Source organism: Devosia sp. XGJD_8 (assembly GCF_046614475.1).
In the GTDB taxonomy this organism is placed as follows: Bacteria; Pseudomonadota; Alphaproteobacteria; order Rhizobiales; family Devosiaceae; genus Devosia.
In genome coordinates this window covers 1,564,056-1,588,781 of sequence record NZ_JBKJHF010000001.1, presented here as the reverse complement: position 1 = coordinate 1,588,781, position 24,726 = coordinate 1,564,056, and the positions used below count along the sequence as shown (strand labels likewise).

The following is a 24,726-nucleotide window of genomic DNA, read 5'->3' as shown; positions in this document are numbered from 1 at the left end:
GCCTTACGCTGTTCACCGACGGGGGCCGAGATGGACAAGCTGCTGGCCATCAGCATGGGTGAACCTGCGGGCGTGGGTCCCGACATCATCCTGGCACTCTATGCGCAACGCGCCGAACTCGGCCTGCCGGCCTTCTGCGTCTTCGGCAATGCCGAATTCCTGAGGGCGCGCGCAGCGCGGCTGGGTCTCAGCATCGACATTGTCAACGCCGACCCCGCAGGCGCAGCTGCCGCTTTCGCCAATGCCCTGCCGGTCGTCGAGGTGGACGGGCTGGTGCCCGACCATCCGGGGCAGGCATCGCATGTGTCGGCGGGCGCGGTGATCCGATCCATCCAGATGGCGGTCGAGGCGACGCTGACGGGCGCCTGCCGGGGGCTGGTGACGGCGCCCATCCACAAGGGTGCGCTCTACAATGCCGGCTTCAAGCATCCCGGGCATACCGAATTCCTGGCCGAACTCTGCGCCCGTGGCGACAAGCCGCGCCTGCCGGTGATGATGCTGGCGCATGGCGGGCTGCGGACGGTGCCGGTGACCATCCACGTGCCGATCAGCCAGGTGCCGGGGCTGCTGACCAAGGCGCTCATCGTGGAGACGGTGCAGATCGTGGCGCATGACCTGCGGCACCGCTTCGGCATTGCCAATCCGCAGATCGGGGTGGCGGGGCTCAACCCGCATGCCGGCGAAGGCGGAGCGATCGGGCGGGAAGAGCTGGAGGTCATCGGACCAGCAGTGGCCCAGCTGCAATTCGAGGGGATCGGCGTGGAAGGCCCCCTGCCCGCCGATACGCTGTTTTATCCAACCCATTGGGCGCGCTATGACGCGGTCGTGGCCATGTATCACGACCAGGCGCTGATCCCGATCAAGACGGTGGCCTTCGAGGAGGCGGTGAACGTGACGCTGGGGCTGCCCATCGTGCGCACGTCACCTGACCATGGGACGGCCTTTGACCTGGCGGGCAGCGGCCGCGCCTCGCCGGCAAGTTTTCTCGCCGCCATAAGGATGGCCGATGCCATGACGGCCTCCACATGAGCCAGATCGACAACCTGCCGCCATTGCGCGAGGTGATTGCCGAGCATGGCCTGCGCGCCAAGAAGGAACTGGGGCAGAACTTCCTGCTCGACCTCAACCTGACCTCGCGCATCGCGCGGGTGGCGGGACCACTGGAGGGCGTGCGTGTCATCGAGGTGGGACCGGGGCCCGGCGGGCTGACACGGGCGCTGCTGGCCGAAGGTGCGCGCGAGGTGATTGCCATCGAGCGGGATGCGCGGGCCCTGCCGGCGCTGGCGCAGATTGCCGAGGCCTATCCGGGCCGGCTGACGGTGATCAGCGGCGATGCCATGGAAATGGACTATCGGCTGTTGGCCGACGGGCCGACGCGGATCATCGCCAACCTGCCCTACAATATCGCGACGCCGCTGCTGACGGGCTGGCTGACGCTGGACCCCTGGCCCAGCTTTTTCGAGAGCCTGACGCTGATGTTCCAGCGGGAAGTGGCGGAGCGCATCTGCGCCAAGCCGGGCGAGGATCCCTATGGCCGGCTGGGCGTGCTGGCGGGCTGGCGCACCGACGCACGAATTGCGTTCAATGTCGGCCGACAGGCCTTCGTGCCGCCGCCCAATGTCACCTCGGCCGTAGTGCATCTGGTGCCCAAGGCAGTGGGTGACGACGTGACCGTCAAGGATCTGGAGCATATTACGCGCGCCGCCTTCGGGCAGCGGCGCAAAATGGTGCGGCAGAGCCTGAAGGCCGCCGGCGTGCCGGTGGAGGGCCTGTTGCAGGCCGCGGGGCTGCGGGGAGACGAGCGGGCCGAGGAACTGCCCGTGGCGGCGTTCCTGGCCATGGCGCGGGCCCTGCCGGCGCTGCGCAAGGCGGCGGGCTAGACGCCGGCTGGCGGCTCGGCAGGACGCTCGGGTACGGGCAGGACCGGCAGGAACATCAGGCGGATGGAAACGAGGAAGGCGGCAAGCGCGGCGCCGCCGCTGACCAGCATGACGCCCGGCCAGCCCCAGGCCATCCAGGCATAGCCGCCGAGCGTGCCCAGCACCGACGAGCCGAGATAATAGGCGAAGAGATAGATGGCCGAGGCCTGGGCGCGCCCGACCACGGCGCGGCGGGCAACCCAGGCGCTGGCTATGCCATGGGCGGCAAAATAGCCGATGGTGGCAATGGCGAGGCCGGCAATGATGACCGGTGTCGAGGGGATGAGCGTCAGGAAGGTGCCCGTGGTCATGACGAGCACCAGGGTCCAGTAGACCTTGCGACGGCCGAGGCGCTGGGCCAGGCCGCCGGCCCAGGCCGAGCTGATGCTGCCGAAAAGATAGACCACGAAGATTGCCGCGATGGCCGAGTGGCTGAGGTCGAACGGCGGCAGGGCGAGACGAAAACCAGCATAGTTGTAGAGGGTCACGAAGCTGCCCATGAGCAGGAAGGCCGAGGCGAAGAGCCAGGGCAGGCCTTTGTCAGTGAACTGGACAGTGACGAGACGCACCAGGTCGCGCATGCCAAGGCGGGAGCGGGCGGAGTTGTGCGGCGTGGGCAGCAGCAGGACCACCGCGAGCGCGGCAACGGCAATGGCGAGCCCCAGCACCAGCAGGGCCGGACGCCAGCCGATCCAGTCGGTCAGAACGCCCGATACCAGGCGCCCGGCCATGCCCCCGATAGCGGTACCGCCGATATAGAGCCCCATGGAAAAGCCCAGGGCATCGGGATCCATCTCTTCGGCGAGATAGACCATGGCGACGGCCGGCAGGCCGGATAGGGTCAGCCCCATCAGCGTGCGGATGGCGATCAGCGACCACCAGTTTGGCGCGAAGGGCAGCAGCAGGCCGAGCGTGGCAGTGAGCAGGATGGCCCAGACCATCAGGGTCTTGCGGCCCAGGCGGTCGGCGACCCAGCTGGCCAGGAGCAGCGCGACGGCCAGCGTGGCCGTGGTGGCAGAGAGAGCGAGGGAACTGGTACCGGCGTCCAGGCCGAATTCGGCGGCGAAGATGGGCAGCAGCGGCTGGACCGAATAGAGCGACGCGAAGATGGCGAAGGCCGAGAGGAAGAAGGCCGTGTTCGCACGGAGGAAAGCCGGGGTGCCGCGCCGGATGGCCGCCGGAACCTGCGCCTCAACCATAAATGCTCACCTCACCCATCGATTCAACGGGCTGTCACAGCGAATCGATCTGGTTCTGCAAGTCCTTGACGAAATTATCCAATTGGGTGAGGCGCGGCCGGGCCAGGCGGGCGGCGGCAAGGATGGAGCGCACCTTCTGGGTCGACGCCTCAAGGTCATCATTGATGATGATGTAGTCGTATTCGGAATAGTGCTGCATCTCGAGCTTGGCGTTGCGCAGGCGCTTTTCGATGGTGCCGACACTGTCCTGCGCCCGGCGCTCAAGGCGGGCGCGAAGCTCCTTGATGGTGGGGGGCAGGATGAACACGGTGACCATGTCCTTGCGGCTCTTTTCATAGAGCTGCAGGGTGCCCTGATAGTCGATATCGAAGAGGATATCGTTGCCGGCAGCCAGCTGCTCCTCGACCTTGGCGCGGGGGGTTCCGTAGAAATTGTCGTGCACCTGGGCCCATTCGAGCAGCTCGCCATCAGCCTTCATGCGATTGAAGGTGGGCACATCGACGAAGTAGTAATGGGTGCCCTCGACCTCATCGGTGCGGCGGGCACGCGTGGTGACCGAGACCGAGAGGCGGATATTGGGATCCTGGCCGAACAGGGACCGGGAAATCGACGACTTGCCCGCACCCGACGGCGAAGCGATAACCAGCATGACGCCGCGACGCTGGGATTCCATCAGCCAGTTCCTATTCGATATTCTGCACTTGTTCGCGTAGTTGATCGATCGCCGCCTTGAGGTCAAGGCCGATGGCGGTGAGCTCCACCGCATTGGATTTGCTGCACAGCGTATTGGCTTCGCGATTGAATTCCTGCGCCAGAAAGTCGAGCCGCCGGCCGACGGCGCCACCGCCCCGGATGAGCTGGCGGGCATTGGCGATATGGGCCACCAGACGGTCCAGCTCCTCGCGGATATCGGCCTTGGTGGCGAGTAACAGGGCCTCCTGGGCGAGGCGTTCTTCGGGAATGGTGATGTCGTCGGCGATGGCGGCGACCTGCTCACGCAGGCGGGCGAGAATGGCCTCGCGGCTGCGTGCGGGGTGCTCTTCGGCCTGCGTCACCAGGGCCTCGATCTGGTCCAGCCGGTCGAGCAGAATGGCGGCGATCTGGTTTCCTTCCTGACGCCGCGCCAGAACGAGATCGACCAAGGCCTGGGAGGCGGCGTCGAGTATAGCCGCGACCAGCGCTTCTTCGGCTTGGGCGGACATGGGGCTGTCGCGCTGGTCCAGCACGCCCTTGAGACCGAGAATGCCGTCGAGGGTGGGAGCGGTCGCTTCGACCTTGCCCTTGAGGTCATCGAGGGCGGCAAGAACGGTTGCCAGTGCCTGGCGGTTGACGAGCAGCTCGCCCCCTGCCCCATCGCGCTCGACCGACAGGCTGAAGGTGACCGAACCGCGCGAGACCATCTTGCCGATCAACTGGCGGATGTCGCCCTCGAGAGCGTCAAGGCCGGGGGCCAGGCGCAGCCTGATATCGAGGCCGCGCCCGTTGACCGACTTTACCTCGCAGGCAAAGGACGCGCCGGGCACCGAGCCAGTGGCCCGGGCATAGCCGGTCATGCTGGCAAGCGTCTGGCTCACTGTGCGGCCGGGGCGTCAGAGTTCTCGGCGGCCTGCTCTGCCTCAACGGCCTGGCGGGCCGCCTCGGCTTCCGCTTCGGCCTGTGCGGCGGCTTCGGCTGCTATGCGGCGGTATTGCGCGACATTGTCCTGATGCTCGGCATAGGTTTCGGCAAAGACGTGGCCTTCGCTGGGCGAGGCACCCTTGGCGACGAAGTAGAGGTAGTCATGCGTGTCGGGATTGGCGACAGCGCGCAGGGACTCGACGCCGGGATTGGCGATGGGCGTGGGGGGCAGTCCATCGATCTGATAGGTATTGTAGGGCGTCTGCGCCTCGATCTCGGAGCGGCGCAGGCCGCGCCCAAGGGTCGATTGCCCCTTGGTGATGCCGTAGATGATGGTCGGGTCGGACTGCAGGCGCATGCCGTCACGGAGGCGATTGACGAAGACCGCGGCAACCTGTGGCCGCTCGCTGGCAAGGCCGGTTTCCTTCTCGACGATGGATGCCAGCACCAGCAATTGCTCGGGCGTCTCGACCGGCAGGTCGGGAACGCGGCTTTCCCAGACGGCGGCAAGCTCGGCGGCCATGGCGGCCTGCATCTTGTCGAGGACCGACTGACGCGTATCGCCCGGGGTGTAGTCGTAGCTGCCGGGCAGGATCGAGCCTTCCGGGGGCAGCGAGGTGACTTCGCCAACCAGGTTGCCATCGGCATTGAGGCGCTGGATCGCCTCCCAGGAGGTCCAGCCCTCTGGGATGGTCACCGCATAGCGGATCGGGTTGCCCTCGGTGAGTTCCTGCAGGATGTCGGCCATGCTGGCGCCGGCCGGAATACGGAAATCGCCGGCCTTGAGCGCGGCCTGCCGTTCGGTGAGGCGGCCGCCGGCCTGGAAGATGTACTGGTTGGAAATAAGCCCCTGCTCTTCGAGGCGCGTCGAAATGGACGCCAGGCCCGAGCCCGATTCGACGCGGAAGGTCGCTTCCTCGGTGAGGGGACCATCGCCATAGAACTGGGACGCGCCATAGACGACGAGCCCGCCGGCTACCAGCAGACCGATGACCAGCAGGGTCAACAAGCCATTGAGGATATCGACGAAACCATTGCTTGAGCGGCGGCGGCGCCTGGGCTTGCGATCATTCATCGTGCTGGATCATCCTCGAAGCCCATTCGCGTTGGGCGCGACGGGTCTTGTCATCGTTTTGAGTCAGCCTCATGGCCGGCGGCATTGTTGGTGTGCCGGGGGCACAAAGACAAGAGGCACACCGCGTAACAACGCGGTGTGCCTCCATTTGAATCGTGGAAAAGTCAGCCGACCTTGCGCATCACCAGGCTGGCATTGGTGCCGCCGAAGCCAAAGCTGTTGGACAAGGCCACGTTGATCTCCGTCTTGAATGCCGTCTTGGGCACCAGATTGATCGCGGTTTCGACCGAGGGATTGTCCAGATTGAGCGTCGGCGGCGCGATGCCGTCGCGCATGGCGAGCAGACAGAAGATGGCTTCAACCGAGCCGGCGGCACCCAGGAGGTGGCCGATGGCCGATTTGGTGGAGCTCATGACCGTCTTGGGCGCGGCATCGCCCAGAACGCGGGTTACCGCGCCCAGTTCGATCTCGTCGCCGAGGGGCGTCGAAGTGCCGTGCGCATTGATATAATCGATCTCGGAGGCATCGATACCGGCGCGCTTGATCGCCGCGCTCATGGCGCGGAAACCGCCATCGCCATCGGGCGAGGGAGCGGTGATGTGGTAGGCATCGCCCGACAGGCCATAGCCGATCACTTCGCCATAGATCTTGGCGCCACGCGCCTTGGCGCGCTCATAGTCTTCGAGCACGACAATGCCGGCGCCTTCGCCCATGACGAAGCCGTCGCGGTCCTTGTCGTAAGGACGCGATGCCGCGGTGGGGTTGTCGTTGAAATTGGTCGACAGGGCACGGGCGGCGGCAAATCCGGCCAAAGCCAGACGATTGACGCAGCTTTCGGCACCGCCGGCGACCATGACGTCTGCATCACCAAGGGCGATCAGCCGGGCGGCATCGCCGATGGCGTGGGCGCCCGTGGAGCAGGCGGTCACGACCGAATGGTTCGGCCCCTTGAGACCGAAACGGATCGAGACATACCCCGAAGCGAGATTGATCAGCCGGCCCGGAATGAAGAAGGGGCTGATGCGGCGCGGGCCCTTCTCGTGCAGGGTGATGGACGCATCGTAGATGCCGCCAACGCCACCAATACCAGAGCCGATCAGGACGCCTGTGCGTTCCTGCTCTTCCTGGGTCTTGGGCTCGACACCGGCATCGTCGATGGCCTGCTTGGAGGCAGCCATCGCGTAAACGATGAAGGGGTCAACCTTGCGCTGCTCCTTGGTATCCATCCACTCATCGGGATTGTACTTGCCCTCGGCGTAATCGCCGAGCGGCAACCGATGTGCGATCTGGCACGCGATATCATCGACCTCGAAATCGTCGATGCGCTTGGCACCACTCTTTCCGGCCAGGATATTGGCCCAGGTGGCCTCAACTCCGCAGCCGAGGGGCGTAACGAGGCCCAACCCGGTGACGACAACGCGGCGCAATTCCATGCTTTACCTGCCTAACTCGACCAAGCCCGGGGGGCTTAGCCGACGGCCTTAGTGAGGAAGGAGACGGCGTCGCCGAAAGTCTGGATCGACTCGGCAGCGTCATCAGGAATCTCGACCGAGAATTCTTCTTCGAAGGCCATCACCAGCTCGACCTGGTCGAGAGAGTCCGCACCCAGATCGTCGATGAAGCTAGCCTTTTCGACAACCTTCTCGGCATCCACATTGAGGTGTTCCACAACGATCTTGCGGACCCGATCAGCGACATCGCTCATATTGACTTCCCTTTTCGAAATCGAGGTTTCGTTTCGCTTCTTTATTGGCGCAGTGCCAAATCTTCAAGCACCGTGTTTGGCTGACCGACAGGCAATGTAGGCGCGCTTTCCGGCGCCCGCAAGGCAGTCTGCCACGGCTATCAGCGGGGCCGAGTATCACACTTGCAGCGGCTTGCCCAGCAGCCCGTATGCCGGTTTTCAACGGCTTTCGCCCGGTTTTGTTGCCACGCCGAATGTTGCATCGACACCATCAGATCATCGCCATGCCGCCGTTGACGTTGAGTGTATGGCCGGTGATGTAGGCCGCGCCGTCGCTGGCCAGGAAAACCGCACAGGCGGCGATTTCCTGCGCCGTACCCAGCCGGTTGGCCGGAATCGTGGACAGGATCGACTCGCGCTGCTTGTCGTTGAGCTCGTCCGTCATGGCCGAGGCGATGAAGCCGGGCGCAATCGAATTGACCGTGATTCCGCGCGATGCGACCTCATGGGCCAGCGCCTTGTTCATGCCGATCAGGCCAGCCTTGGAGGCGGCATAGTTGCCCTGCCCCGGATTGCCCATGACACCCACCACGGAGGAAATGCCGATGATGCGGCCGAAGCGCTGTTTCATCATGCCGCGCAGAACGGCGCGGTTGAGGTGGAAGGCAGCCGTGAGGTTCACGGCGATCACCTCGTCCCACTCTTCGTCCTTCATGCGCATGAAGAGGTTGTCGCGCGTCATGCCGGCATTGTTGACGAGGATGTCGAGGCCACCCATGGCCGCCTCGGCGGCGGGGACGAGCTTGTCGACCTCGTCGAGCCTGGAGAGATTGGCCGGAAGAATCGCGCAGTCCTTGCCGATTTCTTTGGCCGTGTCTTCAAGCGCGCCAACGCGGGTGCCGCTGAGGGCGACGGTCGCGCCTGCGGCAGCCAAGGCCTTGGCAATCTCGCGCCCGATACCGCCGCTGGCGCCGGTCACTAGGGCGCGTTTTCCAGTCAGATCAAACATTTAGTCCTCCCCCACGGAGATAGTGACTCAAGTCCTTGATGGCTTGATTCAGGTTCTTAAGCCGATAGTGCCGCCACGAAGGCATCGATATCGGCCGGCGAGCTGACAGCGGTGGCGACAGTCTCGGTGTTGATGCGTTTTGCAAGGCCCGTCAGTACCTTGCCGGTGCCAAGCTCAGCCAGATGGGTAACGCCACCCGCGCCGGTCAGCCACGTCACGCTCTCGGTCCAGCGGACGACGCCGGTGACCTGCTCGACAAGGCGCTGGCGGATTTCGTCCGGATCGGAAATCGGGGCGGCAAGCACATTGGCAACCAGAGGAACGACCGGCGCCTGCATGGTGACTTCGGCCAGGGCGGCAGCCATGGCATCGGCGGCGGGCTGCATCAGCGAGCAGTGGAAAGGTGCGCTCACCGGCAGCAGGAGAGCACGCTTGGCGCCCTTTGCCTTGGCGATCTCGACGGCGCGCTCGACGGCGGCCGTGCTGCCCGAGACAACGACCTGGCCGGGGGCATTGTCATTGGCAACGTCGCAGACATCGCCCTGGGCGGCCTCGTCGGCCACTTCCTGGGCGGTTGCCACGTCGAGACCCAGCAGGGCCGCCATGGTGCCGTGGCCGACCGGAACGGCCTTCTGCATGGCCTGGCCACGCGTCTTGAGCAGGCGGGCGGTGTCGGCGATGGAAAAGGTGCGCGCGGCGCAGAGGGCGGAATATTCGCCCAGCGAATGGCCGGCGACGTAGCGGGCGTGATCGGCAAGGCGGATACCCTTGGCCTCGAGCACGCGGACGACGGCGAGACTGACGGCCATCAGGGCCGGCTGGGCGTTTTCGGTGAGGCGCAGGATATCGTCGGCGCCTTCGAACATGATGGCCGAGAGACGCTGGCCCAGGGCCTCATCGACTTCCTGAAAGACGGCGCGCGCCTCGGGATAGGCGGCGGCCAGGTCCTTGCCCATGCCGATGGCCTGGCTGCCCTGGCCGGGAAAGGTGAATGCATAGCTGGTCATGGTGTCGCCCCCTTTTGACTCAGTTAGACAATCCGCAGGCGGGCTGTCCAGTTGCGCGGGGTTTGAGCGGGAGTGTGTGGCAGAGTCAAGGCAGGATGGCGGCGCGGACCGCGAGCGCCTGTACACCCTGCTGGCAGAGGCGTATTTTGATGGTGTGACAGGCTCTCAGAAAGGGAGGAAGTTATGCTCACAGATCATCGTGCCTACGCAACCATCCCGGCTGCAGACATGAACCGGGCAAAATCCTGGTATCGGGACAAGCTCGGCCTGACACCCGCGCTGGAAGACGACATGGGCTGCCTCTACCGGGTTGGCGGCGGGACCAGCTTCCTGCTCTATCCCACGCCCAATGCGGGCAAGGCGCCGAATACCCTGCTTTCCTTCGCCACCGACGATGTGGAGGCCGAGGTTCGCGACCTGCGCAAGCATGGCGTGCGCTTCGAGGAATATGACATGCCGGGCCTCAAGACCGTCAATGGCATTGCCACGATGGGCAAGTTCCACGCCGCCTGGTTCAAGGATTCCGAAGGCAATATCCTGGCCGTCGGGGATGAACCCAACTAGGTCATCTTTGAGCCGGACGCGTGTTCGTTCCGCCCGGCTCACGCTCATCCGAATGTGTCAGGCCTGGCCGGAGGCTGCTGGCGGGGACAACTCTTCCGGTCCCACTGCCAGGGGTCAGCGCAGGCCCAGCGCATCCTCGGCGCTGCGCTCAGCGACGTCGCCGGCTTGAGTGATCTCGGCCTCGGTCTGGCCGAGTGCGCGTGCGGCGGCTTCTGCAGCGCGGCGGGCATTGACGACGGCATCGCGCTTGGCCTGATCGGTCATCGCGCCTGCCTGGTTGCGCAGGTCGTCGAAGGTACGCTGGGGGTTGGCAGCGGCCTCAACGGCGGGCGCCAAGGCATCGGGAACCTCGATCTGCACCGTAGTGGTGCCATTGGGTTCGGTCTGCACGGTGGCTGCCGGCTCGTTGGTCTGCGCGTTGTCGCAGGCGGCCAGGGTGAGCACGGCGAGGGCGGCGAAGGGCAGCAGCAGCTTGGTCATATAAGCAGTCTCGGTTGGATCAGGCCGCCTCCTAGCAGGTCAAAGCCGGCAAAGATGTGACCGCAAAGCAGCGCGCGAAGACGCAAGGGCCTTGTATTTCCGCCGTCCCTGGCCTATTGGACCGCCAGCAATTCGTTTGGCCGGGGGCTGAACGGAGGGTTTGCCATTTGGAATGGCGAATAGGGCATGCTGCCCGGCCTCCCGTGTTCCCGCTCTTTGCAAGACTGCTTTGACGCCTTTCCGGCTTCAAGGAGGCTCCGCGCCAGACATTGCTGTGTTTGAACCACGAAGGAAGGCGCATCAATGGCCCTTTACGAGCATATCTTCCTGGCACGCCAGGACGTTTCCCAGCAGCAGGTCGAAGAACTGACCGCTGCCCTGACCGAAGTCCTCGCCGCTGGCGGTGGCAAGGTCACCAAGAATGAATATTGGGGCCTCAAGGGTCTCTCCTACCGCATCCGCAAGAACCGCAAGGCGCATTACACGCTGCTGAACATCGACGCTTCGGCTCCGGCCGTCGCCGAAATGGAACGCCAGATGCGCATCAATGAAGACATCCTGCGCTTCATGACCGTGCGCGTGGACGAGCTGGAAGAAGGCCCATCGGCAATGATGCAGAAGCGCGACCGCGACGACCGCGATGGCGACCGTGGTGGCCGTCCTGGTGGTGGCTTCGGCGGCGAACGCCGTCCGCGTCGTTTCTAATTTTAAGGACATACAGCTATGGCAATCAAAGACCTTACCACCGCCCAGGCCCGCCGTCCGTTCCAGCGCCGCCGCAAGACCTGCCCGTTCTCGGGCGAAGGCGCGCCCAAGATCGACTACAAGGACGTCCGCCTGCTCAGCCGCTACGTTTCCGAGCGCGGCAAGATCGTGCCGAGCCGCATCACCGCCGTTTCTGCCAAGAAGCAGCGTGAACTGGCTCAGGCGATCAAGCGGGCTCGTTTCATCGGCATCATGCCGTATGCCGTCCAGTAAGTTCGCTGGGCTGGCGATCTAGCGGCGGTTCGCTGCGCTTCCGGTGCTCACGTACTCAAGTACGCTCCGCTCCGGTTCTCGCGAACCACCACTATCTCATCCAGCCCAACGACTTCCTGATTGGCCTACCGTCTTACCACGGGGGCCGGTGCTTTCTGAGCACATCGCTGGGGTTCCGGATGGTCCGGGGCTCCTAACCGTCCACGAGGGCGGGACAGCCAAAAGGAATCTCAAATGAAAGTCATTCTCCTCGAGCGTATCGGCCGCACCGGCTCGATCGGCGATGAAGTTGCCGTCAAGGACGGCTTTGCCCGTAACTTCCTGCTGCCCCAGGGCAAGGCACTCCGCGCCACGGAAGCCAACCGCAAGAAGTTCGAAGCCGAACGCGCCCATATCGAAAAGCGCAACGACGATCGCAAGAACGCCGCTGCCGGCATTGCCGAAGGCCTCAACGGCCGCGAAGTCATCATCATCCGCCAGGCCGGCGAAACCGGCCAGCTCTACGGCTCTGTCGCTTCGCGCGACGTCGTGGAAGCCCTGGCGGCCGATGGTTACACCATCCAGCGTTCGCAGGTCGACCTGGCAGACCCGATCAAGTCGGTTGGCGTGCACACCGTGTCGCTGAACCTGCATGCCGAAGTTGCCGTCACGATCACCGTCAATGTCGCCCGCTCGACCGACGAAGCTGCCCGCCAGTCGGCTGGCGAAGACGTCACCGTCACCGTCTATGAAGACGATGCGGACGGCGATTTCGCTGCCGGCCAGAAGGATGCGAAGCAGGACGACCGTTTCGACGACGAAGTCTAGTTTCAACGCAAACTGATCGAAGGCCGGGCCAGTTGCCCGGCCTTTTTTGTTGCCCAATCGTCCCGCCGGAGCGATTTGCCCGTTGGGGCGACTCGATGCGCGTGCCATTCTGTGGCCTTGCTCCCGTGCAAGTCATCATGGGCATAATCCCCGTTGTCCACAGTGTTCACAGCCCGTCGTTACGGCGCATTAACCAGCACTTCGATAGGCCAAGACTCTGGCCCGCATCGCGTGGTTAAGAAAGGTTAACGTTTCCTCCCGAGGCACCATGGCAGAGATCGCGCGGCTCCACCCGGCCGAAGACAAGTCCTTTCGTCTGGCACCCCACAATGTGGAGGCCGAGCAGGCATTGCTGGGCGCGATCCTGCTGAACAATGACGCCTTCTATCGGGTCTCGGACTTCCTCGAGCCGGTGCATTTCTATGAGCCGGTGCACCGCGACATCTATGAGATCGCCGGCAAGATCATCCGCGCCGGCAAGTCGGCCGACCCCACCACGATCAAGACCCACCTGCCCGAGCAGCTGCTGCCCGACGTGACGATGGCGCAATATCTCGCCAAGCTCGCCGCAGAAGCGACCACGGTGCTCAACGCCGCCGATTACGGGCAGGCGATCTATGACACGGCGATTCGCCGCAACCTGATCCTGGTCGGCGAGGAGATGGTGGCCGTTGCCTATGACGGCAGCGACGTCGAAATGACGCCGAACAAGCAGATCGAGAAGGTGGAAGGCGAGCTGTTCCAGCTGGCTGAAAAAGGCCGCTATGACGGCGGCTTCCAGAACTTTTCCAGCGCGCTCAGCGCCTCGATCCAGATGGCGGGCGAAGCCTATCAGCGCGACGGGGGCCTGTCGGGCATTGCCACGGGGCTCGATGACCTCGACCGGCAGATGGGCGGTTTGCAGGGCTCGGACCTGATCGTGCTGGCCGGGCGTCCCGCCATGGGCAAGACGTCGCTGGCCACCAATATCGCCTTCAACGTCGCCAAGGCCTGGAAGGGTGAGATCACCCCGGACGGGCACCAGAAGACCACCAATGGTGGCGTGGTGGGCTTTTTCAGCCTCGAAATGAGTTCCGAGCAGCTCGCCACCCGTATCCTGGCCGAGCAGGCAGAGATTTCCTCATCCGACATCCGTCGCGGCCGCATCCATGACAGCCAGTTTTCCAAGCTGGTGGATGTTTCCAACATGATGAGCAAACTGCCGCTCTATATCGACGACACCGGCGGCATCAGCGTGGCGCAGCTGGCGGCGCGTGCCCGCCGGCTGAAGCGGCAGAAGGGGCTCGATTTCCTGGTCATCGACTACCTGCAACTGCTGAGCGGCTCGTCCAAGGCGTCGAGCCAGAACCGCGTGCAGGAACTGACCGAGATCACGACGACGCTCAAGGCACTGGCCAAGGAACTGGAAGTGCCGATCGTGGCGCTGTCCCAGCTGTCGCGTCAGGTGGAATCGCGCGATGACAAGCATCCGCAACTGGCGGATTTGCGCGAATCGGGCTCTATCGAGCAGGACGCCGACGTGGTGCTGTTCGTTTACCGCGAAGAGTACTACCTCAAAAACAAGGAGCCCAAAGAGGGCACGCCAGAGCATATGACCTGGCAGGGGGAAATGGAAAAGGTGCACGGCAAGGCCGAAGTCATCATCGCCAAGCAGCGCCACGGCCCCACCGGCACGGTGCAGCTCAGCTTCGAGGCGCAGTTCACGCGCTTCGGCAATCTGGCACGCGCCGATTACCTCCCCGAGCGCATGGAATAGGCATGGCGCTGACGTCGGGCCTCGGGGGGCAACTCAGCATCGATCTCGGGGCACTGGCCCGGAACTGGCGGGCACTGGACAAGGTGAGCGCGGGCGCGCTGACGGGCGCCGTGGTCAAGGCCGACGCCTATGGCACCGGCATCACCATGGCCAGCAAGGCGCTGCATGCCGCCGGTGCGCGGTTCTTCTTTGCAGCGACGCCCGACGAGGGCATGGCGGTGCGCGCCGCAGTGCCGGATGCGCATATTTTCGTGCTGAACGGCCTCTATCCCGGCGCGGCGAACCTTTATATCCGGCAGAACCTGATGCCGATCATCTCCTCGATGGCGATGCTCGAGGAATGGCTGGCCAAGTGCCTGGAGCGCAACGAGGCCTATCCATCGGCCTTCCACTTCGATACCGGCATGAACCGCTTCGGCTTCCGCCTCAACGAGGCGAGCCTCGTGCGTGACCGGATCCAGACGCTGGGCTATGCGCCGCAGATGGTGATGAGCCACCTGGCCTGCGCCGACCAGCCCAACCATGAGAAGAACCGCACGCAGCTGGCGCTGTTCGGCTCGGTGATGAACCAGTTTCCGGGCGTGCCGGCCTCCCTGGCCAATTCGGCCGGGCTGATGACCGGGCGGGACTATCACTTCCAGATGGTGCGGCCGGGCATCGCCCTCTATGGCGGGCGGGCGGTCAATGGCCGCAAGAACCCGATGGCGCCGGTGGTGACCCTGCACGTGCCGATCCTGCAGGTGAAGGAAGCGCGTACCGGAGAGACCGTGGGCTATGGGGCGACCTATTCCCTCTCCCGCGACAGCCGGCTGGCGATCATCGGCCATGGCTATGCCGACGGCTTCTTCCGCTCCCTGTCCGGCAACAATATGCGGCCGGGCGGCAAGGTGGCGATTCGCGGCAAGCTCTGCCCGGTGATCGGTCGCGTCTCGATGGACCAGATCACCGTGGATATCACCGAGCTGGGAACGGACATTCCGAGCCCCGGCGAGGGCGCGGAAGTGCTCGGCAACCTGATCGGGGTGGACGACCAGGCGGATGCCGCCGGCACGATCGGCTACGAAGTGCTGACCTCGCTCAAGGGCCGCTACAGCCGCAACTATATCGGCGATGGCAATCTGCCGGCCTAGGTCTCCGCAAGTTCCTGATTTGTTCTTGCCTGTCAGCGCCAAGTGGGGTATCGAACGGGCAGTTGAAGAGGCGGTGAATGAGCGTCTTTATCGTCCTGCTGCGGGCCATCGGACCGGTGACGCACAAGGTCATGTCGATGGCGCAGTGGCGGGAGGCCGTCGTCGCTGAGGGCTTCGAGGCGCCCGAAACCTACGTGGCGACCGGCAACATGATCGTGGCGGGCGATGGCACGCCGGCAGCGGTAACCCGGCGCATGGACCGCATCGTGCACGCGCTGGGCCTAGGGCCCGGCAACAAGGCGGTGGTGCGCTTGCCGGGGCAATTGCGCACACTGCTGCGCGCCAACCCCTTTCCCGAAGCGGCGCTTGAGCGACCCAGCGAGATCGGTGTCTATTTCTTTGCCGGCGCCGAGCCCGACTTCACCTGGACCGGCGACTATCAGGGACCAGAACGCATCCATGTCGAGGGGCGGCACCTGATCGTCGATTATGATGGGCGCGGATCAAGCTCCCGTCTTCCGGGCATCATCGAGAAGAAATCGGGCCTAGTGACGGCCCGCAACTGGAACACGCTGCGCGGGCTGGTCGAGCGGGCTGCCGCATACAAGCCTTCAGGCAACACTTAAGGAATCGTCTTGGCCAAATCGCGTTCTTCCTTCGTCTGCCAGAGCTGCGGCGCCGTCTCCACGCGCTGGCAGGGGCGGTGCGATGCCTGCGGCGAGTGGAACACCATTGTCGAGGAAATCACCGATAGCGGCGTCGGCGCCGGGCCGAAATCGGCCAAGGCCAATGGGCGGCCAGCCAATCTGGTGCCGCTGTCGGGTGAGACCGAAAGCGCGGCGCGCGTCGTCACGGGCCTGGCGGAACTCGACCGGGTGACCGGTGGCGGCTTCGTGATGGGATCGGCCCTGCTGGTGGGTGGGGACCCCGGCATCGGCAAATCGACGCTTTTGTTGCAGGCCGCAGCGGCGCTGGCCAACCAGGGACGGCGCGTCGTCTATGTTTCGGGCGAGGAGGCGGTGGCACAGGTGCGCCTGCGGGCTCAGCGGCTGGGCCTGGGCGAGGCCAATGTGCTGCTGGCCGCCGAGACCAATGTCGAGATCATCCTGGCGACGCTGGAGAGCGGCCCTGCCCCCGACCTCGTCATCATCGATTCGATCCAGACGTTGTGGACCGACCGCGTCGACAGCGCGCCGGGCACGGTCACGCAGGTGCGCACGTCGGCACAGGCGCTGACGCGCTTTGCCAAGAAGAGCGGCGCGGCAGTAGTGCTGGTCGGGCACGTGACCAAGGACGGGCAGATTGCCGGCCCGCGCGTGGTCGAGCACATGGTCGATGCGGTGCTCTATTTCGAGGGCGACACCAGCCATACCTTCCGCATCCTGCGCGGGGTGAAGAACCGCTATGGCGCGACCGACGAAATCGGTGTCTTTGCCATGACCGAACTGGGGCTGGAGCAGGTCGCCAATCCGTCGGCACTTTTCCTCGATCAGCGCGACGAGGGCGCGGCGGGGTCGGCGGTGTTTGCCGGCATGGAGGGCACGCGGCCCATCCTGATCGAAATCCAGGCTCTGGTGGCGCCCTCCCCGCTGGGCACGCCGCGCCGGGCCGTGGTGGGCTGGGATTCCTCGCGCCTGTCCATGGTGCTGGCAGTGCTCGAGACGCGCTGCGGCGTGCGGATCGGGGCGAACGACATCTATCTCAACGTGGCCGGGGGCCTCAAGATCAACGAGCCGGCGGCGGACCTGGCGGTGGCGGCAGCGCTGATTTCCTCGCTGACCAGTTCGCCGCTGCCGTCGGATTCGGTCTATTTCGGCGAGATTTCGCTGGCGGGCGGGGTGCGGCCGGTGGTGCACGGGTCACTGCGGCTGCGCGAGGCGCAGAAGCTGGGGTTCAAGTCGGTCTCGACCGGCCGGCTGAGCAATGCCGACCGCAATTCCGGGCTGGACGTGTCCGAATTCACCGCCCTATCGGAACTGGTGGGGCGCATTGCCGCCAATGGCAAGCCGCGCGAGCCGGAGCGCGACGAGTGGTAGGGCGGCGACACCGCATCCGCTTTTCGGGGAGATCGCGCGCGCTGATGCCCGGCACCCTTGGCATGGCGACACAAAGCGGCTAAACGAAGCGCCACAATGCCGGGGCGGCAACTGGAGCTAAGCGAAGACATATGCTGACAGCGTTCGACGTTGGTGTGGGTGTGCTGGTGCTGATTTCGGCAATCCTGGCGACCGCGCGCGGTTTGACCCGCGAAGTGCTCTCCCTGGCGACCTGGGCCGGCTCGGCCGCCATCGCCATCTATATGTGGCAGTATCACCCCGAAATCGCGCGGCAGTATATCGCCGAGGCCATCGTTGCCGATATCGCGACCGTGGTCGTGACTTTCATCGTCGCGCTGATCGTGCTGCACCTGTTGACCATGCGCATCGCCGATTTTGTCGTCGACAGCCGCGTCGGACCGATCGACCGGACGCTGGGCTTCGTGTTCGGCGTGCTGCGCGGCGTGCTGATCGCCATTGTCATCACCATTTTCGGCACTTGGCTGCTGCCCAACAATCTGCCGGCCTGGGCTGCGGAATCGCAATCGCTGCCGCATCTGCGCAATATGGGCCAGACGCTGATCTCGCTGCTGCCGGAAGGTCTTGAGCAGCAGGTCACGGACATGCTGCAGGGTGGCACGGGCCTTACCGATGACCCCGAGGCACCAGCCGCACCGGTCGACGAAGGCACGGATGCGACCGAAGACAATACGGTCGAGCCGGCCACAGCACCCGCAACGCCGCAGGTCTGATCATAATCGGGTGAGCGCGCCGCGCTCGCCACAACCCTGACCGTCTTGCGAGGCAATGGTCCGGGTGAGCAAAATGGGCTATTGCGTGGGGACCGCCCGCCCCTCCTGGCCCGGCCGCGCATGGCGGCACGCAGTCCCAGGGCAGCATTGGCATGGAGACCCCGGTGAACCATCCGAGCGACGACAGTTTCAGTCTTGATGGCGACACGCTGCATGAAGAGTGCGGCGTGTTTGGCATTTTGGGGCATAGCGATGCCGCGACGCTGACGGCGCTGGGGCTGCATGCCCTGCAGCATCGCGGCCAGGAAGCAGCCGGCATCGTCAGCTTCGACGGACGACAGTTCTTTACCGAAAAGCGCATGGGCCTGGTGGGCGACCACTATACGGACCCGGCTCTGCTGGCCAAGCTGCCCGGCTCGATGGCCATGGGCCATACGCGCTATTCCACCACTGGCGAAGTGGCGCTGCGTAATGTGCAGCCGCTGTTTGCCGAGCTGGAAGATGGCGGCATTGCTATCGCCCATAACGGCAATTTTACCAATGGACTGACGCTGCGCCGGCAGATCATCGCGACCGGTGCTATCTGCCAGTCGACCTCGGACACGGAAGTCGTGCTGCACCTGGTGGCGCGTTCGCGGCACAGCTCGACCACCGATCGCTTCATCGACGCCATCCGCCAGATGGAAGGCGGCTATGCCATGCTGGCGATGACGCGCACCAAGCTGATTGCAGCGCGCGACCCGATCGGTATAAGGCCGCTGGTGATGGGTGAGCTGAACGGCAAGCCGATCTTCTGCTCGGAGACCTGTGCGCTCGATATCATCGGCGCGAAGTATATCCGCGACGTGGAAAACGGCGAGGTCGTGATCTGCGAAGTGCAGCCGGATGGCTCGATCAGCATCGAGGCGCGCAAGGCGGCGCGACCGGCGCCGGAGCGGCCATGCCTGTTCGAATATGTCTATTTTGCCCGCCCCGACTCGATCGTGGCCGGGCGCAGCGTCTATTCGGCGCGCAAGCGCATGGGCATCAACCTGGCCAAGGAAGCCCCTGTCGAAGCCGATGTGGTGGTGCCGGTGCCCGATGGCGGCACGCCGGCGGCCATCGGCTTTGCGCAGGCCAGCGGCATTCCGTTCGAGCTCGGCATCATCCGCAACCACTATGTCGGGCGCACCTTCATCGAGCCGACGCAGTCGATCCGCGCCTTTGGCGTCAAGCTCAAGCATTCGGCCAATCGCGCCGAGATCGCGGGCAAGCGGGTCGTGCTGATCGACGATTCCATCGTACGCGGGACGACCTCGGTCAAGATCGTGCAGATGATGCGCGAGGCGGGCGCCACGGAGGTCCATATCCGCGTCGCCAGCCCGATGATCTATTTCTCGGACTACTACGGCATCGACACGCCGGACCCGGAAAAGCTGCTGGCCAACCAGCATGAGAGCCTGGAATCGATGTGCAAGTTCATCGGCGCAGATTCGCTGGCTTTCCTTTCCATCGACGGGCTCTATGACGCGGTGGGCGGCGAGAAGCGCAATCCCAAGGCGCCGCAGTTCACCGACCATTATTTCACGGGCGACTATCCGACGCAGTTGACCGATCTCAACGGCCGCTCCAAGAACGAGCCGAAACAAATCTCCCTGCTCAAAGAGGCTGGTTAATGGCTGGAACACAGGACCGGACCGGTCAAGATCTGGCCGGCAAGGTCGTCCTCGTCACCGGTGCATCGCGCGGCATCGGCTATGCGGCCGCCATCGAGGCGGCGCGCCGGGGTGCCCATGTGGTCGCCGTCGCCCGCACCGTGGGTGGGCTCGAGGAACTGGACGACGAAATCCAGGATCTGGGATCGGCAGCAACGCTGGTGCCGCTCGACCTGCGCGATGGCGATGCCATCGACCGGCTGGGCGCGGCGATCTTCGAGCGCTGGGGTGCGCTGGACGGGCTGGTGGCCAATGCGGGGCAGCTGGGCGTGCTCAGTCCCCTGCCCCATGTGAAGCCGGAAGACTTCGACAAGGTGATGGCGGTCAATGTCACCGCCAATTATCGCCTGCTGCGCGCGACCGACCTGCTGCTGCGGCAATCGACAGCGGGCCGGGCCGTGTTCGTCTCCTCATCCGCGTCGCGGTCGGCCAAGCCCTTCTGGGGGCTCTATGCCGCCAGCAAGGCGGCGCTGGACGCACTGGTGAAGTCCTATGCCGGGGAAGTGGCGCAGACCAAGGTGCGCGTCAACGCCTTCTATCCCGGTGCGGTGCGCACGGCGATGCGCGCCAAGGCCATGCCGGGCGAGGACCCCGAGACCCTGCCCAAGCCGGCCGATATCGCGCCCAAGCTCATCGACATGCTCAGCCCCGCGCTGAAGGAGAACGGCAAGCTGTTCGACGTCGTCACAGGCGCGTTCGAGGATATCTAGAGCCATGGTGGCGCTGCGGCCCTATCGCCCCGATGACCTCGAGGCGCTCTACGAAATCTGCCTGCTCACGGCGGATTCAGGCAAGGACGCTTCCCCGCTCCACCATGACCGCAAGGCGATCGGGCATATCTATGCGGCGCCCTATGGGGTGCTGGAGCCCGAGCAGGTGTTCGTCGCCGAAGACGACCAGGGCGTTGCGGGCTATATCGTCGGCACATTCAATACCGATGGCTTCAACGCGCGGCTGGAGCAGGACTGGTGGCCAGCGCTGCGGCAGCATTATGCGGATGTGCCCAAGGCGGAGCTGACCGCGACGGATCGTCAGCGGATCGGCGCGATCATGGAGCCCTCGCTCAACCCGCCCGACATCGTGGCGCAGTATCCCGCCCATATCCATATGAACCTGCTGCCGCGGCTGCGCGGGCAACGGGTGGGCACGGCCTTGCTGGATCGGTGGATCGCCCAGGCCCGCGCGGCGGGTGTGACGGGCATTCACCTCGGGGCCAATCCCGCCAATTCCGGGGGTATCGCCTTCTGGACCCGCAGCGGCTTCAAGCCGCTCCGCACCGATGGCGCTGCATGGTTCGGGATGACGCTCTAGGGCACTGATATCGCGGCCCCCACCCGGCCTCCCCCTGACAGGGGGAGGAGCAATCCTGTTCGGGACAGTATCGAACCCTTAGCCTACCTTGCTCATCAGGACCTTGTCGATGCGGCGGCCGTCCAGGTCGACGACTTCGAATTTCCAGCCATTGTGCTCGAAGGTCTCACCGACCTTGGGCAGGTGATTGATGACCGAGAGCACGTAGCCGGCGACGGTTTCGAACTTGGCGTCGCGGGGGATGGCAATCTTGAGCTTGTCGCCGAACTCGTCGACCGGCATCCAGCCGGCCACGAGGTAAGAGCCGTCCTCGCGCCTGACCAGCGCCGGGTCATCGCCGGTCTCTTCCTGGAACACACCGGTGATGACCTCCAGGATGTCGCCGGAGGTCACGATGCCTTCGAAGTGGCCGTATTCGTCGACGACGAGGGCCATGTGGACGGTGGAGTTGCGAATGGCGCGGACGACGTCCAGCGCCTCGGCATGTTCCATCACCACCGGCACGGGCTGGACGAATTTGCGGATGTCGAGCGGCAGGCCATTGGCGAAGACGCCGATGATGTCCTTGATCGCCACCACGCCAATGATTGAATCGGCGTCGCCGTCCTGAACCAGCAGCCGCGAGCGGTGCGTGCTCAGGATCGTGCTGCGGATTTCGTCGCTATCGTCGGACAGATCGACCACATCGACATCGAGGCGTGGCGTCATCAGGCCGCGCGCGGAGCGGTCGGCCAGGCGCATGACACCCGAAATCATCGAATGCTCGTCCGTCTCGATGACGCCGGCGGTAGTGGCCTCGGCGATGATGGTCTTGACCTCTTCTTCGGTGACCTTTTCCTCGGATTCACCGGACTGCCCCAGCAGGGCCAGGACGCCCTTGCCGGAGACATCGAGCAACCAGACGACGGGTGAGCCGATCGCGGCGACCATCTTCATGGCCGGGGCGACGCGGGCGGCGACGCCTTCTGCGTCGCGCAAGGCGATCTGCTTGGGCACCAGCTCGCCGATGATCAGGGAAATGTAGGTGATGAGCACGACGACAACGCCGACGCCCAGAACGTCGGCGATGTTGCCGGCAACGCCCACCGATTCCAGCCAGTCGGTCAGGCGCAGGCCTAGCGTGGCACCCGAAAAGGCGCCGGAGAGGATGCCGACCAGGGTAATGCCGATCTGCACGGAGGAGAGGAACTTGCCGGGGTCGTCAGCCAGTTCGATGGCGACTGCGGCGCCCTTGTTGCCCTGGTCCGCCATGCCACGCAGGCGGGCGGGGCGGGCGGAAACAACGGCCAGTTCCGACATTGCCAACAGGCCGTTGACGATGGTCAGCACGACGACGATCAATATTTCTGCGTACACGATGTATCTTGGGAATGCGGCCCCGCTCTCAGCATCGGGTCGCTTTGGCCGGGATAATATAAGGCAAGAGCGCGCGATTGCACCATGGGTCTGGGAAATATGTCGCGCCCCGGACGGCGACCGCATATCGCACCGCTATTATGGGATGCGGCGGCAGAGGTTTGCTTTACAAGACCATAGCTGAAACTGGAGCGCGCCCATGCCCTTGATCGACAAGTTGCTGATCCTCGCCATTGCGGCGCAGGTGCTGCTGACGCTGGGCATCCTGATCTGGATGGGGTTCGAACGCGTGCCGCGCGTGGCGCGGGGCGAGATTGCCATCAAGGATATTGCCGTGGAACGGGAGGCCTATCCGCTGCAGGCGCGGCTCCTGTCGAACAGTTTCGACAACCAGTTTCAATTGCCGGTGCTATTCTATGTGGCGGCGCTGATTGCCCTGTGGAGCGGCGGCGCCGGCTGGGTTGAGCTGGCCCTGGCATGGCTGTTCGTGGTGCTGCGCTATGTGCATGCGGGCGTGCATGTCACCACCAATCGCGTCTATCGCCGGTTTGCCGTCTATTGCGCGGGCCTTGTGGTGCTGGCGCTTCTATGGCTATGGCTCGTGCTGCGTATCGTCATCCTAGCCCCGAGTATCTGAATGCGTCTTCCCGGCCGCCTTTCTGCCGCCATTGCCGTGCTGACCGACGTGGAAACGCGCAAGCGCCCCGTGTCCGAGGCTCTGAAGGCCTGGGGGCTGAACAACCGCTTTGCCGGCGCGGGCGATCGCGCCGCCATCGGCAACCTGGTCTATGACGCCCTGCGGCGGCGGGCCTCGCATGCCGCGCTGATGGGTAGCGACACGCCGCGGGCGCTGGTGCTGGCCGTGGCCATGCGCGACTGGAACCAGGACCCTGCCGCGTTGAACGCGTTGTTTGCCGAGGACAGCCATGCGCCCGAGCCGCTGACCGAAGAGGAAATGACGCGGGCTGCCGGACAGCTTTCCGATGACACACCGGGCTGGGCCATGGCCGATATGCCCGAATGGCTGGTGCCGTCGCTGGAGCGGGGCCTGGGCGAGAACTGGATTGCCGAGGGGCAGGCGATGGCCGGGCGGCCATCGCTCGACCTGCGCACCAACCTGCTCAAGGCCAGCCGCGAACGGGTGATGAGATCGCTGGCGCGGTTCAACCCGGCCGAAACGGCGATCTCGCCGGTCGGCGTGACCATGCCGGCCGGTCCGGGCGATGCGCGGACGCCCAATGTCACCACGGACGAGGGCTATCTCAAGGGCTGGTTCGAAGTGCAGGACCAGGGCAGCCAGATCGTGGCGGCCCTGGCGGGCGCCAAGCCGGGCGAGCAGGTGCTCGACCTGTGCGCCGGTGCCGGAGGCAAGACGCTCGCCCTGGCCGCCGCAATGGGCAACAAGGGGCAGATCTTTGCCTATGACAGCGACCGCAGCCGGCTGGCGCCGATCTATGACCGGCTCAAGCGCAATGGCGCGCGCAATGTGCAGGTGCGGGCGCCGCAGCCGGGCGCGCTGGACGATCTTGTCGGCAAGATGGACCGCGTGGTGATCGATGCGCCCTGCACCGGCACCGGCACATGGCGCCGGCGGCCGGACACCAAGTGGAAGCTGTCGCCCGAGCTGCTGGCGCAGCGGGTGACCGAACAGGCGGCGATTCTTGCCGAGGGGCAGCGTTATCTCAAGCCAGGCGGGGTGCTGGTCTATATTACCTGCTCGATCCTGCCCGAGGAGAATGACGACCAGGTTGCGGCATTCATCGCCGCCAATCCCGGCTTTGCCTCGGTGGCTCCAGCCGAGCTGTGGCAGGCGGCCTTTGGGACCGCCCTGCCCCCGAACCTTTCGACCAGCCAGTCGGGCATTGCCCTCACGCCACTTCGCACCGGGACAGACGGGTTCTACTTCAACGCGCTTCGGCTGGCTGCATGATGCCTGACAACCTGGAAACGGGGATTCCCGTCTGGGCGTTTGCAGCAGGGGCCGTTGCGGTGATTGCGGCAGCCTTCGCGGCGGTGTGGTTCATGTTTCCGGCGCCAGACACGCGGCACGATCTCGTGGCGCCATCCGGCAGCGCCCGGATCGAGCTCGGGGAATTGTGCGGTGATGGCGGCTGCAACCGTGTCGCCATTCTCGATGTTGGCGGGGTGCGAACCGGCTGTCCGCTGGCGCTTTCCGGCAACCGGCCGCTGTTCGGCGATGTGACGGCACAGTGGTCGGCCGATGAAGCCAGTGTGGTGGTGGCCTACGCTGCCGTGGACGGCAGCACGGGCACTCTGACGATTGCGCGGGCGGACTGTACGCTGACCCAATAGTGAACCAGCCGTGCCGGGCGTGCGTTCAAGGGGGAGCTG

Annotated in this window: 27 protein-coding genes; 17 read left to right on the top strand and 10 right to left on the bottom strand. The window is 64.8% G+C overall.

The genetic code is table 11. The annotated features are described in order from the left end of the window. Positions 1–30: 30 nt before the first annotated feature. The gene (pdxA, locus tag ACLI1C_RS07430; RefSeq protein WP_411396240.1) at positions 31–1,029 is read left to right on the top strand and encodes a 4-hydroxythreonine-4-phosphate dehydrogenase PdxA; all 999 of its coding nucleotides are present in this window, start codon (positions 31–33) and stop codon (positions 1,027–1,029) included. Continuing rightward, positions 1,026–1,880: a 16S rRNA (adenine(1518)-N(6)/adenine(1519)-N(6))-dimethyltransferase RsmA gene (gene rsmA, locus ACLI1C_RS07425; protein WP_411396239.1), complete on the top strand. Its 855-nt coding sequence runs from the start codon at positions 1,026–1,028 to the stop codon at positions 1,878–1,880. Before pdxA ends, rsmA begins: the two co-directional genes overlap by 4 nt. On the opposite strand, the gene ACLI1C_RS07420 is transcribed toward rsmA, so the two are convergent. The 8 genes from ACLI1C_RS07420 to fabD all read right to left on the bottom strand — a co-directional run bounded on the left by ACLI1C_RS07420 (position 1,877) and on the right by fabD (position 9,510). Then, positions 1,877–3,118, bottom strand: coding sequence for an MFS transporter (locus tag ACLI1C_RS07420; RefSeq protein ID WP_411396238.1), 1,242 nt, complete (start codon positions 3,116–3,118; stop codon positions 1,877–1,879). The genes rsmA and ACLI1C_RS07420 overlap by 4 nt on opposite strands. A gap of 34 nt (positions 3,119–3,152) precedes the next feature. After that, a complete protein-coding gene (gene gmk, locus ACLI1C_RS07415) occupies positions 3,153–3,791 on the bottom strand; it encodes a guanylate kinase (protein WP_411396237.1) in 639 nt (212 codons plus the stop codon). Positions 3,792–3,801: 10 nt separating this feature from the next. Beyond that, entirely contained in the window at positions 3,802–4,692 is an 891-nt protein-coding gene (locus tag ACLI1C_RS07410; protein ID WP_411396236.1) for a YicC/YloC family endoribonuclease, read from the bottom strand. Next, complete coding sequence (gene mltG / locus ACLI1C_RS07405) at positions 4,689–5,810, bottom strand: endolytic transglycosylase MltG (protein WP_411396235.1); 1,122 nt, start codon at positions 5,808–5,810, stop codon at positions 4,689–4,691. The genes ACLI1C_RS07410 and mltG overlap by 4 nt, the downstream gene beginning before the upstream one ends. Positions 5,811–5,974: 164 nt before the next feature. Continuing rightward, positions 5,975–7,237, bottom strand: coding sequence for a beta-ketoacyl-ACP synthase II (gene fabF, locus ACLI1C_RS07400; RefSeq protein ID WP_411398253.1), 1,263 nt, complete (start codon positions 7,235–7,237; stop codon positions 5,975–5,977). Between the two features lie 41 nt (positions 7,238–7,278). Continuing rightward, on the bottom strand, positions 7,279–7,515 hold the full coding sequence (locus ACLI1C_RS07395; protein WP_035100440.1) for an acyl carrier protein: 237 nt from the start codon (positions 7,513–7,515) through the stop codon (positions 7,279–7,281). 250 nt (positions 7,516–7,765) lie between these two features. Next, positions 7,766–8,503, bottom strand: coding sequence for a 3-oxoacyl-[acyl-carrier-protein] reductase (gene fabG, locus ACLI1C_RS07390; protein WP_411396234.1), 738 nt, complete (start codon positions 8,501–8,503; stop codon positions 7,766–7,768). Between the two features lie 56 nt (positions 8,504–8,559). Then, positions 8,560–9,510 carry an ACP S-malonyltransferase gene (gene fabD / locus ACLI1C_RS07385; protein WP_411396233.1) on the bottom strand — a complete coding sequence of 317 codons (951 nt, stop codon included), beginning with the start codon at positions 9,508–9,510 and terminating at the stop codon, positions 8,560–8,562. Between the two features lie 183 nt (positions 9,511–9,693). Here fabD and ACLI1C_RS07380 point away from each other — a divergent pair, with 183 nt between their 5' ends. After that, positions 9,694–10,074 carry a VOC family protein gene (locus tag ACLI1C_RS07380; RefSeq protein ID WP_411396232.1) on the top strand — a complete coding sequence of 127 codons (381 nt, stop codon included), beginning with the start codon at positions 9,694–9,696 and terminating at the stop codon, positions 10,072–10,074. 114 nt (positions 10,075–10,188) lie between these two features. Here ACLI1C_RS07380 and ACLI1C_RS07375 read toward each other — a convergent pair whose 3' ends face one another. Beyond that, entirely contained in the window at positions 10,189–10,554 is a 366-nt protein-coding gene (locus ACLI1C_RS07375) for a hypothetical protein (protein ID WP_411396231.1), read from the bottom strand. Positions 10,555–10,857: 303 nt separating this feature from the next. On the opposite strand from ACLI1C_RS07375, the gene rpsF reads away from it, so the two are divergent. The 11 genes from rpsF (at position 10,858) to ACLI1C_RS07320 (ending at position 21,018) form a co-directional block, all read left to right on the top strand. Further along, the gene (rpsF, locus tag ACLI1C_RS07370; protein ID WP_411396230.1) at positions 10,858–11,259 is read left to right on the top strand and encodes a 30S ribosomal protein S6; all 402 of its coding nucleotides are present in this window, start codon (positions 10,858–10,860) and stop codon (positions 11,257–11,259) included. A gap of 18 nt (positions 11,260–11,277) precedes the next feature. Then, positions 11,278–11,532, top strand: coding sequence for a 30S ribosomal protein S18 (gene rpsR, locus ACLI1C_RS07365; protein WP_046169334.1), 255 nt, complete (start codon positions 11,278–11,280; stop codon positions 11,530–11,532). Positions 11,533–11,766: 234 nt separating this feature from the next. Further along, on the top strand, positions 11,767–12,339 hold the full coding sequence (rplI, locus tag ACLI1C_RS07360; protein WP_411396229.1) for a 50S ribosomal protein L9: 573 nt from the start codon (positions 11,767–11,769) through the stop codon (positions 12,337–12,339). Positions 12,340–12,607: 268 nt separating this feature from the next. Next, positions 12,608–14,095, top strand: coding sequence for a replicative DNA helicase (locus tag ACLI1C_RS07355; protein ID WP_411396228.1), 1,488 nt, complete (start codon positions 12,608–12,610; stop codon positions 14,093–14,095). Positions 14,096–14,097: 2 nt separating this feature from the next. Further along, positions 14,098–15,225: an alanine racemase gene (alr, locus tag ACLI1C_RS07350; protein WP_411396227.1), complete on the top strand. Its 1,128-nt coding sequence runs from the start codon at positions 14,098–14,100 to the stop codon at positions 15,223–15,225. A 77-nt stretch (positions 15,226–15,302) separates the two neighbouring features. Beyond that, a complete protein-coding gene (locus ACLI1C_RS07345) occupies positions 15,303–15,851 on the top strand; it encodes a DUF1697 domain-containing protein (protein ID WP_411396226.1) in 549 nt (182 codons plus the stop codon). A gap of 9 nt (positions 15,852–15,860) precedes the next feature. Next, the gene (gene radA / locus ACLI1C_RS07340) at positions 15,861–17,261 is read left to right on the top strand and encodes a DNA repair protein RadA (protein ID WP_411396225.1); all 1,401 of its coding nucleotides are present in this window, start codon (positions 15,861–15,863) and stop codon (positions 17,259–17,261) included. A gap of 131 nt (positions 17,262–17,392) precedes the next feature. Beyond that, positions 17,393–18,013 (top strand): CvpA family protein, encoded by a 621-nt coding sequence (locus ACLI1C_RS07335; RefSeq protein WP_411396224.1) that lies wholly within the window; start codon positions 17,393–17,395, stop codon positions 18,011–18,013. A gap of 164 nt (positions 18,014–18,177) precedes the next feature. Beyond that, positions 18,178–19,668 (top strand): amidophosphoribosyltransferase, encoded by a 1,491-nt coding sequence (gene purF / locus ACLI1C_RS07330; protein ID WP_411396223.1) that lies wholly within the window; start codon positions 18,178–18,180, stop codon positions 19,666–19,668. Beyond that, complete coding sequence (locus ACLI1C_RS07325) at positions 19,668–20,417, top strand: SDR family NAD(P)-dependent oxidoreductase (protein ID WP_411396222.1); 750 nt, start codon at positions 19,668–19,670, stop codon at positions 20,415–20,417. Before purF ends, ACLI1C_RS07325 begins: the two co-directional genes overlap by 1 nt. Before the next feature lie 4 nt (positions 20,418–20,421). Continuing rightward, positions 20,422–21,018 (top strand): GNAT family N-acetyltransferase, encoded by a 597-nt coding sequence (locus ACLI1C_RS07320; protein ID WP_411396221.1) that lies wholly within the window; start codon positions 20,422–20,424, stop codon positions 21,016–21,018. Between the two features lie 78 nt (positions 21,019–21,096). Here ACLI1C_RS07320 and ACLI1C_RS07315 read toward each other — a convergent pair whose 3' ends face one another. After that, the gene (locus ACLI1C_RS07315; RefSeq protein WP_411398252.1) at positions 21,097–22,359 is read right to left on the bottom strand and encodes a hemolysin family protein; all 1,263 of its coding nucleotides are present in this window, start codon (positions 22,357–22,359) and stop codon (positions 21,097–21,099) included. A gap of 214 nt (positions 22,360–22,573) precedes the next feature. On the opposite strand from ACLI1C_RS07315, the gene ACLI1C_RS07310 reads away from it, so the two are divergent. Genes ACLI1C_RS07310 through ACLI1C_RS07300 form a run of 3 tightly spaced genes read left to right on the top strand, consistent with a single transcriptional unit; the run spans position 22,574 to position 24,687 of the window. Next, the gene (locus tag ACLI1C_RS07310; RefSeq protein ID WP_411396220.1) at positions 22,574–23,011 is read left to right on the top strand and encodes an MAPEG family protein; all 438 of its coding nucleotides are present in this window, start codon (positions 22,574–22,576) and stop codon (positions 23,009–23,011) included. Continuing rightward, a complete protein-coding gene (locus tag ACLI1C_RS07305; protein ID WP_411396219.1) occupies positions 23,012–24,304 on the top strand; it encodes an RsmB/NOP family class I SAM-dependent RNA methyltransferase in 1,293 nt (430 codons plus the stop codon). It abuts the gene before it with no gap. Then, complete coding sequence (locus ACLI1C_RS07300; RefSeq protein ID WP_411396218.1) at positions 24,301–24,687, top strand: hypothetical protein; 387 nt, start codon at positions 24,301–24,303, stop codon at positions 24,685–24,687. Before ACLI1C_RS07305 ends, ACLI1C_RS07300 begins: the two co-directional genes overlap by 4 nt. The last annotated feature ends 39 nt before the right edge of the window (positions 24,688–24,726 follow it).

Excerpts from the sequence above, each read along its gene's own strand:
- pdxA (WP_411396240.1), top strand. The coding sequence starts at position 31 with ATGGACAAGCTGCTGGCCATCAGCATGGGTGAACCTGCGGGCGTGGGT.
- rsmA (WP_411396239.1), top strand. The coding sequence starts at position 1,026 with ATGAGCCAGATCGACAACCTGCCGCCATTGCGCGAGGTGATTGCCGAG.
- ACLI1C_RS07420 (WP_411396238.1), bottom strand. The coding sequence starts at position 3,118 with ATGGTTGAGGCGCAGGTTCCGGCGGCCATCCGGCGCGGCACCCCGGCT.
- gmk (WP_411396237.1), bottom strand. The coding sequence starts at position 3,791 with ATGGAATCCCAGCGTCGCGGCGTCATGCTGGTTATCGCTTCGCCGTCG.
- mltG (WP_411396235.1), bottom strand. The coding sequence starts at position 5,810 with ATGAATGATCGCAAGCCCAGGCGCCGCCGCCGCTCAAGCAATGGTTTC.
- ACLI1C_RS07395 (WP_035100440.1), bottom strand. The coding sequence starts at position 7,515 with ATGAGCGATGTCGCTGATCGGGTCCGCAAGATCGTTGTGGAACACCTC.
- fabG (WP_411396234.1), bottom strand. The coding sequence starts at position 8,503 with ATGTTTGATCTGACTGGAAAACGCGCCCTAGTGACCGGCGCCAGCGGC.
- fabD (WP_411396233.1), bottom strand. The coding sequence starts at position 9,510 with ATGACCAGCTATGCATTCACCTTTCCCGGCCAGGGCAGCCAGGCCATC.
- ACLI1C_RS07380 (WP_411396232.1), top strand. The coding sequence starts at position 9,694 with ATGCTCACAGATCATCGTGCCTACGCAACCATCCCGGCTGCAGACATG.
- ACLI1C_RS07375 (WP_411396231.1), bottom strand. The coding sequence starts at position 10,554 with ATGACCAAGCTGCTGCTGCCCTTCGCCGCCCTCGCCGTGCTCACCCTG.
- rpsF (WP_411396230.1), top strand. The coding sequence starts at position 10,858 with ATGGCCCTTTACGAGCATATCTTCCTGGCACGCCAGGACGTTTCCCAG.
- rpsR (WP_046169334.1), top strand. The coding sequence starts at position 11,278 with ATGGCAATCAAAGACCTTACCACCGCCCAGGCCCGCCGTCCGTTCCAG.
- rplI (WP_411396229.1), top strand. The coding sequence starts at position 11,767 with ATGAAAGTCATTCTCCTCGAGCGTATCGGCCGCACCGGCTCGATCGGC.
- ACLI1C_RS07355 (WP_411396228.1), top strand. The coding sequence starts at position 12,608 with ATGGCAGAGATCGCGCGGCTCCACCCGGCCGAAGACAAGTCCTTTCGT.
- alr (WP_411396227.1), top strand. The coding sequence starts at position 14,098 with ATGGCGCTGACGTCGGGCCTCGGGGGGCAACTCAGCATCGATCTCGGG.
- ACLI1C_RS07345 (WP_411396226.1), top strand. The coding sequence starts at position 15,303 with ATGAGCGTCTTTATCGTCCTGCTGCGGGCCATCGGACCGGTGACGCAC.
- ACLI1C_RS07335 (WP_411396224.1), top strand. The coding sequence starts at position 17,393 with ATGCTGACAGCGTTCGACGTTGGTGTGGGTGTGCTGGTGCTGATTTCG.
- ACLI1C_RS07325 (WP_411396222.1), top strand. The coding sequence starts at position 19,668 with ATGGCTGGAACACAGGACCGGACCGGTCAAGATCTGGCCGGCAAGGTC.
- ACLI1C_RS07320 (WP_411396221.1), top strand. The coding sequence starts at position 20,422 with ATGGTGGCGCTGCGGCCCTATCGCCCCGATGACCTCGAGGCGCTCTAC.
- ACLI1C_RS07310 (WP_411396220.1), top strand. The coding sequence starts at position 22,574 with ATGCCCTTGATCGACAAGTTGCTGATCCTCGCCATTGCGGCGCAGGTG.
- ACLI1C_RS07305 (WP_411396219.1), top strand. The coding sequence starts at position 23,012 with ATGCGTCTTCCCGGCCGCCTTTCTGCCGCCATTGCCGTGCTGACCGAC.
- ACLI1C_RS07300 (WP_411396218.1), top strand. The coding sequence starts at position 24,301 with ATGATGCCTGACAACCTGGAAACGGGGATTCCCGTCTGGGCGTTTGCA.